This is a genomic window from uncultured Deefgea sp., assembly GCF_947072475.1.
In the GTDB taxonomy this organism is placed as follows: Bacteria; Pseudomonadota; Gammaproteobacteria; order Burkholderiales; family Chitinibacteraceae; genus Deefgea.
Window position 1 is genome coordinate 1 of sequence record NZ_CAMTIA010000061.1, and the last position, 16,321, is coordinate 16,321.

Here is a 16,321-nt window from a genome sequence, read left to right on the forward strand (position 1 = left end):
GCGCTATCCGATACGAAAAATCTACAAAACAGACCTTAAGTGAACGGCATTACAGCTATGCTGGGTATTTTCATGTAACCAATAACATACAAAGTCCTGATAGCAATACCCACCTATCGCTCACGTAAAGCTTCGTCTCGTGCTTTCACTATCGGCTTCATTAAATATTGCATTACCGTTTTTTTACCGGTGCGGATATGAACGGTAGACAGCATGCCGGGAATAATCGCCAAAGCATGCTGGCCTTGGCCAAGATGATTGCTGCGAGTGCGTACTCGAATTAAATAAAAACTCTCTTTTTTAGCTTCATCAATCACCGAATCAGCAGTAATGGTTTCTACATCAGCATCCAAACCACCATAAATGGCAAAGTCATACGCAGTGAGCTTCACGGTGGCATCTTGCCCAGGTCGCAAAAAGCCAATATCTGAAGGGCGAATTTTGGCCTCAACCAAAAGATTATCTTCTAATGGCACAATCTCCATCACATCCATACCGGGCTGCAATACGCCGCCCACCGTATTCACTTTAATTAATTTAACGATGCCATCTAATGGTGCTCGAATCGTCGTTCGCTCAAAGCGATCATTCAGCGCAACCGTTGTGGCTGCAGTACTCCCAAACTCAGCTTTGACCAAAGACAATTCATTGCCTGCGTCGGCAATGGCTTTGGCGCGCACGCCAGCTATCTTGCCATTGGTTTCACTCAAACTACTTTGCAAACGAGGGATGGATAAGCGGGTCTCATTAATCTCCCCTTTTAAATCGCTAATTTGCCGTTGCAAGTGCATAAAATCGATTTGAGAAATTACATTTTTTTCCGCCAGCGGTTTACTCATTTCATATTCAGCATTGGCTAATTTCAAGCCGGCCTCTAACTTAGCGACTTTTGCGCGCATGGCTTCAACTTCATGGCCACGCTGAGCGGCCTCACTTTGCAAAATAGACACTGACGATTCAAGTTCGCGTCGTCTTGCGGCAAAAAGCTGCTGTTCTGCAGCGATGACTTGCGGATTATTTTTTAATAAATCGGCGGGCGGCTCAAACGTCGTACCATTGGCCTCTGCCGTCAGGCGCGCCATTTTCGCCTCAAGTGCATCGTGCTTTACGGTGCTTTCCTCTAATGACGATGAAAAACGCTTCTCATCCAACTTCATTAAAACCTGCCCTTTGCGCACAATTTCACCCACTTTAACGGGGATAGACGCGACAATTCCGCCTTCTAAATTCTGAATCACTTGAATCTGACTCGACGGAATGACCTTGCCTTCAGCGACCGTGACTTGATCGATTTCGGCAAAAATGGCCCACAAGATCAGTAGTAGCAGCAAGGCCGAACAGACATAAAGCAAAATATTCGCGTGCCGCGTCGACTCGCCATAGATCGCGGCGGCACCATCATCTAAAAAATGCAGATCATCTCGTTTAATACGCTTATTTTTCAGCATGGAGCTTGCCTCCTGCTAGCATCGCGAGTACGTCGGCCTTGGGTCCATCGGCAATGAGTCGCCCACTATCGAGCACCATTAAACGATCGACCAAACTGAGCATCGACATCCGATGCGTAATCAACAACAAAGTATGATTTTGGTCTAAACGATGGGCAAAACGCTGCTTAAATTGCTCTTCACTGCGATTATCCAGCGCACTCGATACCTCATCAAAAACATATATCGCCGGATTAAGTAACAAAGCACGGGCAATGCCAATGGTTTGTTGTTGCCCGCCAGAGAGCCCAATGCCTCGCTCCCCGACGGGCATATCAAAGCCTTTAGGATGCCGACTCACAAACTCCGTCACCCCCGCAATATTGGCCGCATCGAGCATCATCGCATCATCAATATACGGTGCCGCCAATACAATATTGTCTCTTACCGAGCCATGAAACAAAAATACCTTTTCAGGAACGTAAGCAATATTATGCCTAAGCTGTGCGGGATCAATTTGGCGCAGATCAACACCATCAACCCAAACCGAACCACGCGTTGGCTCATGAAAACCCAGTATCATTTTTTCTATGGTGCTTTTTCCCGAGCCGATTCGGCCAATAATGCCAACTCGCTCTCCAGCTGAGATATGAAATGAAACATTATCCAGCGCCAATACATCTTCACCCGGATAAGAAAAGCTCACATTTCTAAATTCAATATCGCCACGAAAATCGGGGCGATGCACAAAATCTTGCCCCGTCGGTCGCTCAATATCTAATTGCATCACCTGCTCCATGCCATTTAAGCCCGCACGCGCCTGATGATAACGACTGATTAAACTCGCCACTTGCGCAAATGGGCTTAAAGCACGCCCTAATAATAAATTACAGGCAATTAAACCACCGACGGTTAATTCATGAGCCCCAATTAGATAGACGCCCGCAATCACCATGGTCACCGTCGCAATTTGTTGAATAAAACTCGCTTGAATCATAATTAATGATGAAAATCCGCGAGAACGCACTGCCAAATTACCAAACTCACCAATAATTTTTTCCCAGCGTGTTTGCGCAATGCTTTCGGCATTACATGATTTAATGCTTTCAATTCCAGCTAATGTTTCAATTAAACTGGCTTGTTTTTGTGCTGCAACCCGAAAGCTTTGTTGAATAATATCGCCCAATGGCCGTTGCAATAACAAACTTAAACCCACAATAATTGGAATACATACCATAGGAATCAATACTAGCCAGCCACCGAGCCAGAAAATAACCAATAAAAACAAAATAACAAATGGAATATCTACAATCACCGTAATGGTTGCTGACGTAATAAAATCCCGAAACCCTTCGAACTCCTGAAAATGGCTCACCATAGCGCCTAATGAATTAGGTCGAGACGTGGATTTTAAACTCAAGACATGCTCAAATATTTGAGCTGATAACATGACATCAATGCGTTTACCGGCTAAATCAATATAATAGGCGCGTAAAGCTTTAATAATAAAATCAAAAACCAATAACAAAATAACGCCAATCGCCAGCACCCATAGGGTGTCATAAATTTGATTGGGAACTACACGGTCATACACATTCATCGTAAATAGCGGCAAAATCAAAGCAAATAAATTAATTAAACCCGCTGCCAGTAAGACATGGCTATACAGTGGATAACAAAGCCGCAAACTACTCCAAAACCAATGTTCCGCACGTGGGATATGCTTTTTTTGGGTACGCGTATCAAATTGAAAACTCGGTTTTACAAAAATAACAAAGCCACAATACAAAGCATCAAGCTGCTCAGCCTCAAGCCATTGCTCACCACCAGAAGACTCAGCTTCTAAAATTTTCCAGCGTGTTCCTTCACGCTCAATCGCTACGCATGCGCCACCCTCTTTCAATAAAATAACAACGGGCAGCGCCAATTCAGGCAGATCACTCAGTGTTCTACGTTGCAAACGCGCGTTTAAACCCGCGCGCGCCGCTGCGCGCGCAAACAAAACCGCACTTAAGCGATTGCCTTGTAAAGGCAAACCACTGGTTAGCGTTTGCGCTGAAAATGGTCGGTGATAAAAACGCGTGAGTTGAATTAAGCAAGTGGTGAGCGGATCATTCGGGATAAAAGCGTCATGCGGAATCGCTGACTCATGAGTGGTAAATTCTGCAGAACGGGTATCCACGGCGTACTTCCATTAGATTGAGCCATTCAGAAAATAAAGCGCTTAAACCGTGCTTCGATCGGTATTAGCACAAAGAGGATGGCGCATTAAATAAAATGTTGAGCGCCGAAGGGAACAACGACGCTCTCGATTTTAATAAACCAAAGAAACACAGCCCTACACCTACTCGGGCAATAAAGTACCATCTAGTGGCGTTACACCCAGATTTTTAAGTAGTTGATTACCATCGGCCAACAATCTAAACCGAGCCCGTAATTCATCAAATTGACCAATCACCAAATCGCGACTCGCGGTGAAATATTCATTCTCACCATCAAGTAAATCCAACAAAGAGCGTTGCCCTAAAGAGAATTGCTTACTGTATTCATCGCGGGCCAACTTACTCGACTCGGCGTATTTGCTGAGTTCAGGAATGCGCTCTTTAGCAATAGACATGGAATTCCACGATAAGCTCGCATTTTGCCGAACTTGGCGCTCAACCCGCCGTGCTAATTCTTGGGCGGCATACGTCAGCTCGGTGGTTTCAGCAACCCGCTGTTGATCTGCGCCACTTTTAAAGGCATACCGCATTCTCACCATGCCATAAACACGGCTCGCACCTTCAAAAGAAAGCCCGTCTAATGAATTACTATAAGTCGCACCGGCCTCTAAATTAACGCGTGGAAACATTTGCGATTTGGCAATCCCCAATTGAGCCTGAGCACCATCGACGTCTGATTTGGCGGCCTGCAATAAACGATTGCCAGCCACCGCCCAATCCCCCACCAAGTCGGGATGATTGGGTAAATCTTGCGGTGAATCTGGACGAACTAAGTCTTGCGGCGCATCCCCAACAAATCGCACATAGGCAATTTTGGCTTCGTTAAGACTCGATTGCGCTGCGGCCACATTGGCTTTAGCTAAAGCAACTCGCGCATTAATTTGCTCATCATCCGATTTGCGACCAAAGCCACCGGCAGTGCGTAATTTAACTTGCTCAGAGGTGCTTTCATGCGTGGCTAGATTGGCTTGCGTTAAGGCCAACAACGCTTGCGCCTGCAAAACATCCAGATAAGATTCGGTGGTCTTTAAGGCAATATCCTCCGACGTGCTCGCTAAGCGATTAGCGGCACCAAACTGACGTGCACGTTGACGAGCCACTTCGCTGGCCGTGCCTTGTGCATCAAACAGCATTTGCGTCAGTAAAGCCTCTGCATCACGCCGAGTAAAACTCGTTCCTCTGTCATTAAAGACCACGCGAGTGGCCAGGTTTTTATCGTATTCTCGCCCTATCCCTGCAGACAAATCCACTTGCGGATAATAAGCTGATTTTGCTTGTTCAACGGCGTAATTACTGGCTTTACGGTTGGCCGAATCAAACAAAATATCCGGACTGGTTTGTAGTAAGCTTTCAACCACTTGTGGCAATGGTGCGGCATAAACTAATGATGAAAAACTAGCGACTACCGCCATAAACACGCTTGATTTATTCATGCTTTAACTCCTTACTAACAACTCCCTGTCAGCAGCGTCTGAGTTGATTCTTTCAGGTCTATTCTTTTGTAAGAACTTAAGACCAAGCGTATTTCAAGAACAAGATTTCTAGGATGGTCGGTAATTTATAGGTGAAGTAAGGTCAGTCCAAATTAGGTGGCTCGGCAAACTTGACTTCGCATCTACTGCTTATTTTGAATTCAATGCCGCATCTTGATAGTATTTAGAGCCAACCACGGTCGCCTCAGCAGTTAAGCCAGTCTCGGTGAATTGGTAAAAATACACCCCTTTACCCAAATGCCGAGCCCCTGAAATCGCCTTGCCTGTCTCATCCGCTTTGGCGGCTAAGGTCGCCTCAGCAGAGCCAGTCCAACCTTTATTAATAAATTGCTGAAATGCTTTTGCGGTAGAAAAAACAAACACTTGTCGGGTTTCTTTAAAACCAAAGCCTAAACCGGCTTTAGCCAAAACCATTTTCATATAAATTGTTTTTTTACCTGAAACGGCCATCCCATCGCCGGCACCGGCGCCGAGCAAGAACACCTGCACTCCGCCAGTTTGGAACACGGCATAACCCGCAGCTTTGGCTATTTGCGCTTGAGCATCAGGATATAATTTGTAGACTTCGCTGAGTGTAGCTTGGCTGTGTTTTTGAATGGCTGCACGCTGCTGCGCTGGCGTGAGTTGAATTTGTCCTGCGGCAGGCTCGCCTTGCGTACCTTCCATCGTTTGTGCTGGCAGCATGCTACTCACCAAAATCAAACTACTAAGCACAACGACCTGTTTTATCCGCATCATCTGCTACTCCTTGTGTAAATTAATCATCAGCTAATTTACTAGGTATAGCAGAAATTTTTGCGTCAGTTATGATGTTATTTTATTAAGTTTACCACCAGGTATTGAGTAAAATTCCAGCCAACAAAAATGCAATAACAGTCAGAATGGCATTACGTTTTTTCTGTTCCCACATCAATCCGCGATAACCAGTCAGCAATAATTCGGTGTGATTTTGATTGAGTACTTCATTGAGCTTACGCGGTAACGTTGGCAATAAAGTCGCCCATTGTGGCGCTTCTTTTTTTAAGGTCAAAATCAGTCCACGCCAACCCATTTGCTCATTCATCCAGCGCTCTAAAAATGGCTTGGCGGTTTGCCATAAATCCAAATCCGGATCGAGCTGACGACCGAGGCCTTCAATATTGAGCAAGGTTTTTTGTAGCAGCACCAGCTGCGGCTGGATTTCAACATTAAACCGGCGTGAGGTTTCAAATAAACGCAGCAAAACAAAACCAAAAGAAATTTGGCTTAATGGCTTATTAAAAAACGGCTCACACACCGTGCGTATCGCCGATTCAAGCGCTTCAACTCGGGTATCTGCGGGTACCCAACCGCATTCAATATGCGCCGTGGCAACGCGATGATAATCGCGGTTAAAAAAGGCCAAAAAGTTAATCGCCAGATACTGCTTATCAGTATCAGACAGCGTACCAACAATACCAAAGTCTAGCGCGATATACCTATTATCAGCAGCGACAAAAATATTGCCTGGATGCATATCAGCATGAAAAAACCCATGGCGAAAAACTTGGCTAAAGAAAATCTCTACGCCAAATCGGCTGAGTTTTTTTAAATCCATACCAGCGGCTTTTAATTCATCAATCCGGCCAATTGGAATCCCGTCCATCCATTCCAAAACCAAAACTTCACGGGAACAAAAATCGTAAAACACCTCAGGCACAATTAATTGCTCTGAATGGAGAAAATTACGCCGCAATTGGCTGGCATTGGCCGCTTCATGCATCAAATCCAATTCATCGTGCAAATAGCGATCAAATTCAGCCACCACTTCACGCGGTCTTAAACGCTTGCCGTCGGCAAAGAGTTTTTCAACCAAAACGGCGACTGTTTTCAATAAGGCCAAATCGCTTTCAATCACCGGCAAAATACCGGGACGCAAGACTTTAACGGCAACCGCCTGGCCACTATGTAAGCGTGCTCGATGCACTTGTGCCACCGAAGCTGACGCAACAGGTTGGGGGTCAAACTCCAGAAATAACTCAGCAATCGATCGTCCGGCACTGCGCTCAATTTGCTCAATCGCCAGTGACGAGGCAAATGGCGGCACATTGTCTTGCAATTGGGCCAATTCATTGGCGATATCGAGCGGCATTAAATCGCGCCGCGTCGACAGCACTTGACCAAATTTAACGAAAATCGGCCCTAATGACTCCAAGGCCAAACGTAAACGTACCGCACGTGGCTGATCAAGGCGACGCCAAAATAAAGCGCGATTAACGATTTGCCCCAAGCCACGCATTCGCTCATGGCCGAGTAAGAACTCATCAAGGCCAAATTGAACGACGACGCGAGCGATTTTGATAAAGCGAAACAAAGACATCCGAGATTTCCGTGAGGCCAATTGCGCAGCGCATAACGCCCAACTGGCTGAAACTAATTAAGAACGTTCAAGACGGCGTAAGCGTAATTGAAGTCGAGCGACATCATCGCGCAGCTGGTCAACCTGATCGCAAAACTGAGTCACTGCATACGCTTGCGGCAGCATTTTTTGTTCATCACGGCAATATTCAACCCAGGTTTGCGCCATCCGCTCGCCCATCGCTTGCGGCGTACGCACCATGCTAACCGCGATACGGCGCACGCGTTCGGCCAAAACATCGCCCAGCAATAAGGATAAATCCTCGCTCGCGTCCCACTGCAGCGCGGCCAGCACATTGCCAACTTTGCCCGCCAACTCGGCGTCGCCGCTAATTTGTACCAAGCGAGATGCCGCCGGTCGATCTCGCCAACGCGTCATAAAAAATCGCGCTGGCATGGTTAAAACCGCCTCAGCGTCCGCCTGTGAATCGGCGAGTAAACCCGCCTCAGTCACCACCACCGTTGCCGCAGCAAAAGGCAGTTGTAGCCGAAAGGTGCGCCCGTGTAATGGCGCTAACTCAGCGGCTAACACCGGCGCTTGAGCGAATAAGTGATTCAAAATTCCAGCTAGCAGCATCACGCAGCACTCTTCATCATTAGCGTCTTTAACATTCATTTACCCGCGAGCAAGTCAATGTCACCAAACCCGAGGTATTGACTGCCAGACCCTAAGCAATAAAGGCGACAGAGCAATACCTAAAATTAAAATTTAATGCCTTTATGCAAAGCCACGACACCACCCGTCAAATTATGAAAATCAGCACGGCCAAAACCGGCATCAAGCATCATTTGTTTCAGTGTTTCTTGATCGGGGTGCATCCGAATGGATTCAGCCAAATACTGATAAGAATCGGCATCATTGGCGACCAATTTGCCCATAAATGGCAGCAATTTAAACGAGTAAATATCATAAGCGGGCTTCAAAGGCGCCCACACTTTAGAAAACTCCAGCACCAGCAAACGACCACCTGGTTTTAACACCCGATGCATTTCTTTTAACGCCGCATCTTTATGCGTCATATTGCGCAGACCAAACGCCACAGACACCAAATTAAAGTAATTATCTGGAAACGGCAGTTTTTCAGCATCGCACTGGGCAACGGGTAGCGCAAAACCTTGATCCATTAAGCGATCGCGGCCAACCCCCAGCATGGAGCTATTAATATCCGTCAGCCACACTTGACCGGTTTTACCGACCTTTTTGGCAAAAGCTTTCGATAAATCACCCGTGCCACCGGCAATATCGAGCACTTTGTCGCCCGCTTTCACGCCGCTGGTTTCAATGGTAAAAAACTTCCAAACCCGGTGCAGACCACCAGACATCAAGTCATTCATCACATCATATTTTTGTGCGACCGAGTGAAACACCTCGGCGACTTTCTGCGCTTTTTCTGATTCATTGACGGTTTTAAACCCAAAATGAGTCGCTTGATCGTGTTCGCTCATCGTGCACCTATTTCTTGATTTGAGCCTCAGCCCAATATGAATAACCCTAGGGTATATTAAGCAAATGCTTGCCAATCAAAGTCTGCTTTTATATACCCTACTAAATAATTTAACGTGACGCGCCAGCTGCGTTTAACTTCGCAAGATATTGCGCCCACAGCACGGCTTGATCACGCCCCAACTCGTACAGATACTCCCACGAAAACAAGCCCGAATCATGGCCATCGTCAAACACCAGCTTGATCGCATAATGGCCAACAGGCTCAATCGCGGTGATATTGACCTTGGCTTTGCCGACTTGCAAAGTCTCGTTGCCAATGCCATGGCCACGCACTTCAGCAGATGGACTCGATACCCGCAAAAACTCACACGGCAAATGAAATCGAGCGCCGTCGGCAAACGCAATCTCCAGCACACGGGACACTTGATGCAAGACCAGTTCAGTGGGCTGCGGCGTTGTTGGCAATAAACCAGCCATAAAAATCACTTTCTCTCGAATGGAGTCGCCATAATACCCTGCTTTTCACTTGCTTCGCAGCCAAGGGACGGTGAACGATTGATTTAACAGCGGCATTTTATGGATTTGGCGCTAGGACAAAAAACATCGCACACCGCCCAAAGCGGGCATAACCAACGTACTAAGTCAGCATTTTGTAACGCAGCACCATGGAAAATCCCGAAGGATATACGGTTGAATTCTTTACATAGTTTGAAAATATATATCGGTAAGCCATCGACTTGTAATATTCTGTTCATATAAAAGCCTTATTCTCGCAACAAACGAATTGAACTTTTTCCGCGAGGAGCACTCTATGGCCGCAACAATTTTACTGGTTGAAGACGAACCAGCAATTCAAGAGTTAATTGCTTTTAATCTTTCCCAAGTCGGTCATCACATTATTCGTGCAGACTCAGCAGAAGCCGCTAGCAGCGTCGTTCGCAACGCACTGCCCGATCTTATTTTATTGGATTGGATGCTGCCTGGGATGTCCGGGATCGATTTTGCTAAAAAATTACGTGCTGATGAGCGCACCAGATCAATTCCTTTGATCATGCTCACTGCGCGCTCAGACGAACAAGATAAAATCATCGGCTTAGAAACTGGGGCTGATGATTACATTACCAAGCCATTTAGCCCACGCGAATTGCAAGCGCGTATCAAAGCCGTGTTGCGCCGCCGAGCACCGCAAGTAACCGATGATCCAGTCGAAATCAAAGGCTTGCGTTTAGACCCGATTACCCATCGTGTTTTTGGCAATACCCAGCCGCTTGATTTAGGTCCGACTGAGTTTCGCTTATTGCACTTTTTTATGACGCATCCTGAACGCGTTCATTCGCGCGCGCATTTGCTCGATCAAGTATGGGGAGATCATGTGTTTGTTGAAGAACGCACGGTTGATGTGCATATTCGCCGCTTACGATCTTCTTTAGAGGGTACGGGGCACGATAATTTAATTCAAACCATTCGTGGCTCAGGCTATCGACTCTCAGTGAACTAAGCCCGCAAAAATCATCAACAGCACGTCGCGTTGATGATTTTTGACGTCGCCAAACATTTTTTGCACTACCAAAGGCCGTTTCATGTTCTGGCTGCGCTCGATTATTTTGTATTTTTTTATTGCTGTTATCGCTTTTGCCATCAGTGCCAGCACGGCGATGGTGTGGGGCTTTATATTTGCACTCGTGATGCTCAGCACCACGATTTGTTATCATTTGATTAACCTTAATCGTCTCAATCAATGGCTCAAACACCCCGACGTCGATACCGTGCCGGGCAGTATGATGCTGTGGCAAGATGTGTTTGACCAACTGTATGAACAAGTTCGCTCGCAAAAAAAATCCAAAGATCGGCTAGCCAATACGCTTGATCGTTTTTTATCTGCAGCCGAAGCCTTGCCTGACGGTGTGGTGATTTTGGATGAATACGATCGAATTGAATGGTGCAATCCTGCCAGTCAGATCCATTTGGGCCTGAATCGTAAAACCGACTCTGGTCAGCAAATCACCAATTTACTGCGCCATCCGGCTTTGCGTGAATATTTAAAAGAACAAGATTTTAGCCATCCGGTCACTTTGCGCACCATGCGCCCTCAAGAGCAAGTGCTCTCAGTGCAAATGATTCCTTTTGATTCAACCCGCAAACTCTTACTCAGTCGTGACATTACCCAGCTTGATCGCGTACAAACAGTACACAGAGATTTTGTTGCCAATGTTTCGCATGAATTACGCACGCCACTGACGGTGGTTGGCGGTTTTATTGAAACCATGATTGATATGCCCCACATCGATACGCCGACGCGCGAACAGCATATGCAATTGATGTATGAACAAACGCAAAGAATGCAGCGTTTAGTCGATGATTTGCTCACGCTATCCAAACTTGAAAATGGTCAGCAACTTAAAGAAGAAGAAGTCGATATTCCTCAATTGCTGCAGTTGCTGCGCATTGAGGCTGAAGGTCTGTCGCAAGGTCGCCACACGGTCAGTATCGAATCCATCGCGCGCCAGCGCTTAATTGGTAATCACGATGAACTGCATTCCGCTTTAGGCAATCTGGTCTCCAATGCGGTGCGCTATACCCCTGCGGGCGGCAAGATCATGCTGTCTTGGCAAATGCGCGGTGATGAGGCGTGTTTTGTGGTCAAAGACACCGGAATTGGCATTGCACCAGAACATGTTCCTCGGCTCACTGAACGCTTTTACCGGGTTGATCGTGGCCGCTCACGCAATACCGGTGGCACAGGGCTGGGCTTAGCCATTGTGAAGCATATCTTGCACCGTCACCAAGCCATCATGGCGGTTGAGTCTCGTCTGGGTGAAGGCAGTGAATTTGCGGTTAAATTTCCAACTCAACGGATTTTAGAGTAAGCCGGCGTAAAGAAAGTTAAAAATAACGCAAGAAAACATGACAGTTTGTGCAAACACAAACCCAGGCTCTTGATGTTACCGGATAATGCCCCAAGATCATTATTACTCACTCACACAGGCGTATGTAACTATGAGCAAAATTGCGGCAATTAAACCTTTCGGTCAAAGTATCTGGTTGGACAATCTTTCGCGTGGTCTCATCGCCTCAGGTGAATTGGCGAAAATTCTCAAAGAAGACGCCATTGCTGGCGTAACTTCTAATCCGGCTATTTTTTACAAATCCATCTCTTCTGATCCGCTGTATACCGGTGATTTAGCTGAATTGAAAAAACAAGATTTGACTGCCGAACAACGTTACGAAGCGTTGGTAGTGCCGGACATTCAAGCGACTTGTGATTTAACGCGCTCGATTTACGACGAAACCAAAGGTGTTGATGGTTATGTGAGCTTAGAAGTGTCACCGACACTGGCCAACGACGCCCAAGGCACCATTGATAATGCAAAACGTCTTTGGGCTGAAATTAACCGCCCGAACGTGATGATCAAAGTGCCCGCCACCCCCGCTGGCGTAATTGCATTTGAAGAGCTGATTACTTCAGGGATTAACGTCAATGTCACGCTGATGTTTAACTTGGTTCACGTTGATAATATCTTAACCGCCTACATTCGCGGTCTTGAAGCACGTGCTGCTGCTGGCTTACCAGTCAATCACGTACATGCCGTTGCATCAGTATTCTTGTCACGTGTTGATAGCTTGATTGACCCACAATTAGAAGCCATTGGTACACCAGAAGCACTGGCATTGCGCGGTAAGGTTGCACTGTCTTTTGTTAAAGTATCGTATCAACACTACAAAAAACTGTTTCATGGCAACCGTTTTGCTGCACTTAAAGCACTGGGCGCACATCCACAACGTCTGCTGTGGGCGTCAACTGGCACCAAAAACAAAGCGTATAGCGATGTGATGTATGTTGAGCAATTGATCGGACCAGAAACTGTTAACACTGTGCCTGATGCAACCCTCGCGCTATTTCGCGATCATGGTCAAGCCGCCAATACGCTCGACACTAATATTGATGCCGCGATTGCGAACATGGTGGCCGTGCGTCAACTGGGCATTAACTACAACCTCGCGGGTGAACAGTTGCAGCAAGAAGGTTTGAAGCAATTTGACGAAGCCTTCGTTAAACTGCTGGAACTCACCAAGTAAGTCGACACGCCTTCGCACGATTGACGATGGGCGCCCGCCCATTTGGGGCAAGCCCAATCTCAAAAAAGCCCAAGACAAATACTTGGGCTTTTTTATTAAATAATTTCATGTTGCAAACAAATTAATTTCATCAAACAAAACAAATTCAATGAATTTTCTTGTGTTATTCTTACGTAAGCCAACCTAAGTCAACAGTAAAATGCCGTTGCTTATGTCCGTATAAAGCAAAGGAAATCAGATGCGAAAAATTCTCATTGTCAATCCGAAAGGAGGCAGTGGCAAATCAACGCTGTCCACGCATTTAGCTTCTTGGTTCGCATGGCAAGACGACGCGGTCATGTTAGGTGATCTAGACAAACAGCACTCAAGTCATCACTGGCTTGATCTTCGCCCCAAATCTTTACCCAGCATACAGCGCTGGGATATCGGCACAGATCATATCGCTCGCCCTCCCAAAGGCTGCCAAGTTGCCATCCTTGATACCCCAGCTTGTTTTAGTGGCAAGAAACTCAAACACGCCATCAATCTAGTCGATCACATTATCGTGCCGGTATTGCCATCGGCATTTGACTTATGGGCCTGCGCCGATTTTTTTGCTGATCTTGCCGAGTTGAAAGCCGTTCGCCACGATGAAGTTAAAATTGGTATTGTCGGAATGCGAGTCAACTCACGCACCCAATCAGCACAACAATTGCCTGAGTTTTTGAGTCGTTACGATCTACCTTTACTCAGCTGTTTACGAGATACCCAGCTTTACAATCAAACCATACAGCGCGGCATGACTTTGTTTGATCTACCCAATTCCCGTACCGAGCGCGACCGAAAAGAATGGCAACCCCTGATTGATTGGCTGCATATCCGCTAGCATTTAAATGCAAACAGCAAAAAGCGCTTTATCGGCGTTCACATCCATGGCTTGCGCGATTTTCATCGTTAATCCATTCATCAAAATCAGCTCGAAATGATCTATTCAATTAAACCTTACACTAGTTAAATTAAAATAAAAAAACGCCGCGATCTGCATCGCGGCGTTTTTCATCGCACTCAAAACCACGGAGTGCGCCACATCACTTATTGCTTAATACCATACACTTTGCCGTTTGGCAGGGTGAGCATAACGCCAGTTGGTACCGTCAAAGGCATAAACACCCGCATGCCGATGGTGATGGTTTTGCCGGCACTAAAGTCAGATACGCCCCAACCCGTTGCTTTCATTTCGTACGACAGACGGTGGAAGCCATTTGGCAAGCCGCCGACGTTACCGATGGTGTTCGCCGCAGGAACTGCCGACCACACACCGCCACTGTAGATATCAACCAAGTTTTCTACGCCGTTACCTACTGGTGGATCGCTCGGTTTCAGGTATTGCACTTCTGATTGTACTAATGGCGTTGATGGTGCGACATTGAACGACACTTTTGCGCCAGTCAAATCAACGGTTGAGTTGTTTTTCAGTTTCACACCAATAGCGAGTGGATAGTTATCATCGCCTTTAGGTTTGAAGCCAACCAAATCAATCGTCACATCCAACACTTCAGCTGGCTGAACGAATTTCTCATCACCCGCTTTCACTCCGTACGGTGCTGCTGCGCGCAATTTCGTTGCCGCCAATGCGGTTAGGTGACTACCCATACCGTATGAAGCAGTACCATTTTGCGCTGGCGTACTGTAGTCACCGGCCATTTCCCAGAACATGATACCGCCAGCACCTTGATCGATGGCGTACTGTACTTTAGCGGCAAATGATTTCTCATTTTCAGTCGACAAGAACACTTTCTTTTGTGGGTTCCACAACCAAGACGATTTAGCCACATCATCGTAGTACTCGATGTAATTACCCGTCACTTGGGCTGCAGGCTTAGTCACATCATGACCGTATTGAGCAACATATGGCACTGGCAAGCCTTCACGTAAGTTATTCACGTGCCACAATGGATTCACACCGGCAAACATTTCATTGCCCGCTGCGTCACGGTCGAACCACAAGTTATCAATCCCTTGAGCGCCAAAGCCGCATGGTGCACCCGCTTTCGGGCTCAATGCATCAGGGCCTAAGTTGCCACCCGTGCCGAGGTAACATTTCTTCTGATCAGCTAGAGCAGAAATACCCCACAGACCATTGGTGCCGCCTGTTACGTTTTGTGAACCGCGAGTGTAGTACGGTAGACCGATATTGATACGACCACCTGCTAGTGCAGTGCGGAAGTATTTATATGACCAGTCGATATTCAAATAACCTTGTGAATTGTAATAATGCGCATCGCCGCCTTGGTAGATTTTCGCATCTGCGATTTCGTTGTCTTTACCTGTGTCATACAAAGCGGCATTGTGACCCACGAAGTGGTTCCATGCGCCGTGCAAGTCATAGGTCATGATATTCACGAAGTCGAGGTATTTCACCGCTTCGAAATCTTCCATACCACGTAGCAAGTAGCCTGACGATGGTGATGCAATCGTCAACATATAGTATTTCTTATCCGCTACGGCTTGTTTGTCCAACTCAGCGCGCAATGTTTTGGTCAAAGCCATATAGCCTTTCCACAAATCACCGCGTTTGGCATTGCCGATCTTCCAGTCTTCTGGATTACCCGCGTCCGACATTGAAGTTGGATATTCGTAGTCGATATCGATACCGTCAAAGCCGTATTGCTTCACAAATGCAGCAGCAGACTTCGCAAATGTATCGATACGATCTTGGCGAACCGCACCCGTCACTGGGTCGGTCGTCAAGGCGTAGAAACCACCTGATACAGTACGGCCATCGGCATCATTAAAGAAGCCGCCAGTCTCAGCCCAGCCACCAACAGAAAGCAGCAATTTCACGCCGTTCTTGTTGTTGGTCTTCAACATATTGAAGTGACCTTTGTATGGCAGATTTGGATTAAGCGCGTATTTCGCGCCTTTCTCTGGCCATTCCATGCCCACTGAAGAGTTATTTGGATTGTTTACATCACCAATCGACACTTTCCATTGATCATTAACGTGCGCAAATGCGTAGTTCACGTGCGTAATGTCATTCCAAGGCACGTCTGCACCGAGGTATGAAGGTTGACCGTTTTTACCAGTACGCCAGTTCGTAAAGTAACCGATGCTACGGCGTTGCATATTGTTAGCGAGTTTTTCACGCCCGTCAGTACCGTAAACATCGCAATATGGCACATTCACAACTTCAGAAACCAAACCCGCTGGACGGCATTGATCTTGCGAGCCCGGAGGAATTGGCGTTGCCGATGGTGTTGCTGTTGCTGTTGCTGTTGGTGTCGCGGTTGGCGTTGCTGT

At 46.8% G+C, this 16,321-nt stretch carries 13 protein-coding genes; 4 read left to right on the forward strand and 9 right to left on the reverse strand.

What is annotated here, in order from left to right; genetic code table 11:
- Nucleotides 1–113 precede the first annotated feature (113 nt).
- From Q0V82_RS14460 to Q0V82_RS14495, 8 genes are all read right to left on the reverse strand, one after another.
- The gene (locus tag Q0V82_RS14460) at nucleotides 114–1,448 is read right to left on the reverse strand and encodes an HlyD family type I secretion periplasmic adaptor subunit (protein ID WP_297576871.1); all 1,335 of its coding nucleotides are present in this window, start codon (nucleotides 1,446–1,448) and stop codon (nucleotides 114–116) included.
- The gene (locus tag Q0V82_RS14465; RefSeq protein ID WP_297576872.1) at nucleotides 1,435–3,609 is read right to left on the reverse strand and encodes a type I secretion system permease/ATPase; all 2,175 of its coding nucleotides are present in this window, start codon (nucleotides 3,607–3,609) and stop codon (nucleotides 1,435–1,437) included. Before Q0V82_RS14465 ends, Q0V82_RS14460 begins: the two co-directional genes overlap by 14 nt.
- Nucleotides 3,610–3,771: 162 nt before the next feature.
- A complete protein-coding gene (locus Q0V82_RS14470) occupies nucleotides 3,772–5,082 on the reverse strand; it encodes a TolC family outer membrane protein (RefSeq protein ID WP_297576873.1) in 1,311 nt (436 codons plus the stop codon).
- Between the two features lie 189 nt (nucleotides 5,083–5,271).
- Nucleotides 5,272–5,880, reverse strand: coding sequence for a hypothetical protein (locus Q0V82_RS14475; protein WP_297576874.1), 609 nt, complete (start codon nucleotides 5,878–5,880; stop codon nucleotides 5,272–5,274).
- Between the two features lie 88 nt (nucleotides 5,881–5,968).
- Nucleotides 5,969–7,480, reverse strand: coding sequence for a ubiquinone biosynthesis regulatory protein kinase UbiB (gene ubiB / locus Q0V82_RS14480; RefSeq protein WP_297576875.1), 1,512 nt, complete (start codon nucleotides 7,478–7,480; stop codon nucleotides 5,969–5,971).
- A gap of 57 nt (nucleotides 7,481–7,537) precedes the next feature.
- Nucleotides 7,538–8,134, reverse strand: a complete 597-nt coding sequence (locus tag Q0V82_RS14485) for an SCP2 domain-containing protein (protein ID WP_297576876.1) — start codon at nucleotides 8,132–8,134, stop codon at nucleotides 7,538–7,540.
- Nucleotides 8,135–8,220: 86 nt separating this feature from the next.
- Nucleotides 8,221–8,964, reverse strand: coding sequence for a bifunctional demethylmenaquinone methyltransferase/2-methoxy-6-polyprenyl-1,4-benzoquinol methylase UbiE (gene ubiE, locus Q0V82_RS14490; RefSeq protein ID WP_297576877.1), 744 nt, complete (start codon nucleotides 8,962–8,964; stop codon nucleotides 8,221–8,223).
- A gap of 109 nt (nucleotides 8,965–9,073) precedes the next feature.
- On the reverse strand, nucleotides 9,074–9,442 hold the full coding sequence (locus Q0V82_RS14495) for a gamma-butyrobetaine hydroxylase-like domain-containing protein (RefSeq protein ID WP_226765126.1): 369 nt from the start codon (nucleotides 9,440–9,442) through the stop codon (nucleotides 9,074–9,076).
- 334 nt (nucleotides 9,443–9,776) lie between these two features.
- Here Q0V82_RS14495 and phoB point away from each other — a divergent pair, with 334 nt between their 5' ends.
- The 4 genes from phoB to Q0V82_RS14515 all read left to right on the forward strand — a co-directional run bounded on the left by phoB (nucleotide 9,777) and on the right by Q0V82_RS14515 (nucleotide 13,907).
- On the forward strand, nucleotides 9,777–10,463 hold the full coding sequence (phoB, locus tag Q0V82_RS14500; protein WP_226765125.1) for a phosphate regulon transcriptional regulator PhoB: 687 nt from the start codon (nucleotides 9,777–9,779) through the stop codon (nucleotides 10,461–10,463).
- Nucleotides 10,464–10,545: 82 nt separating this feature from the next.
- Nucleotides 10,546–11,832, forward strand: a complete 1,287-nt coding sequence (gene phoR, locus Q0V82_RS14505) for a phosphate regulon sensor histidine kinase PhoR (RefSeq protein ID WP_297576878.1) — start codon at nucleotides 10,546–10,548, stop codon at nucleotides 11,830–11,832.
- Nucleotides 11,833–11,962: 130 nt separating this feature from the next.
- A complete protein-coding gene (gene tal, locus Q0V82_RS14510; protein WP_297576879.1) occupies nucleotides 11,963–13,042 on the forward strand; it encodes a transaldolase in 1,080 nt (359 codons plus the stop codon).
- A 238-nt stretch (nucleotides 13,043–13,280) separates the two neighbouring features.
- Nucleotides 13,281–13,907, forward strand: a complete 627-nt coding sequence (locus Q0V82_RS14515; protein WP_297576880.1) for an AAA family ATPase — start codon at nucleotides 13,281–13,283, stop codon at nucleotides 13,905–13,907.
- 206 nt (nucleotides 13,908–14,113) lie between these two features.
- Here Q0V82_RS14515 and Q0V82_RS14520 read toward each other — a convergent pair.
- Nucleotides 14,114–16,321, reverse strand: a 2,208-nt coding sequence (locus Q0V82_RS14520) for a glycosyl hydrolase family 18 protein (protein ID WP_297576881.1), incomplete at its 5' end; no start/stop codon positions are given.

Bases quoted from the DNA above. Each gene is read 5' to 3' on its own strand.
- Q0V82_RS14460 (WP_297576871.1), bottom strand. From the start codon at position 1,448: ATGCTGAAAAATAAGCGTATTAAACGAGATGATCTGCATTTTTTAGAT.
- Q0V82_RS14470 (WP_297576873.1), bottom strand. From the start codon at position 5,082: ATGAATAAATCAAGCGTGTTTATGGCGGTAGTCGCTAGTTTTTCATCA.
- Q0V82_RS14475 (WP_297576874.1), bottom strand. From the start codon at position 5,880: ATGATGCGGATAAAACAGGTCGTTGTGCTTAGTAGTTTGATTTTGGTG.
- ubiB (WP_297576875.1), bottom strand. From the start codon at position 7,480: ATGTCTTTGTTTCGCTTTATCAAAATCGCTCGCGTCGTCGTTCAATTT.
- Q0V82_RS14485 (WP_297576876.1), bottom strand. From the start codon at position 8,134: ATGAATGTTAAAGACGCTAATGATGAAGAGTGCTGCGTGATGCTGCTA.
- ubiE (WP_297576877.1), bottom strand. From the start codon at position 8,964: ATGAGCGAACACGATCAAGCGACTCATTTTGGGTTTAAAACCGTCAAT.
- Q0V82_RS14495 (WP_226765126.1), bottom strand. From the start codon at position 9,442: ATGGCTGGTTTATTGCCAACAACGCCGCAGCCCACTGAACTGGTCTTG.
- phoB (WP_226765125.1), top strand. From the start codon at position 9,777: ATGGCCGCAACAATTTTACTGGTTGAAGACGAACCAGCAATTCAAGAG.
- phoR (WP_297576878.1), top strand. From the start codon at position 10,546: ATGTTCTGGCTGCGCTCGATTATTTTGTATTTTTTTATTGCTGTTATC.
- tal (WP_297576879.1), top strand. From the start codon at position 11,963: ATGAGCAAAATTGCGGCAATTAAACCTTTCGGTCAAAGTATCTGGTTG.
- Q0V82_RS14515 (WP_297576880.1), top strand. From the start codon at position 13,281: ATGCGAAAAATTCTCATTGTCAATCCGAAAGGAGGCAGTGGCAAATCA.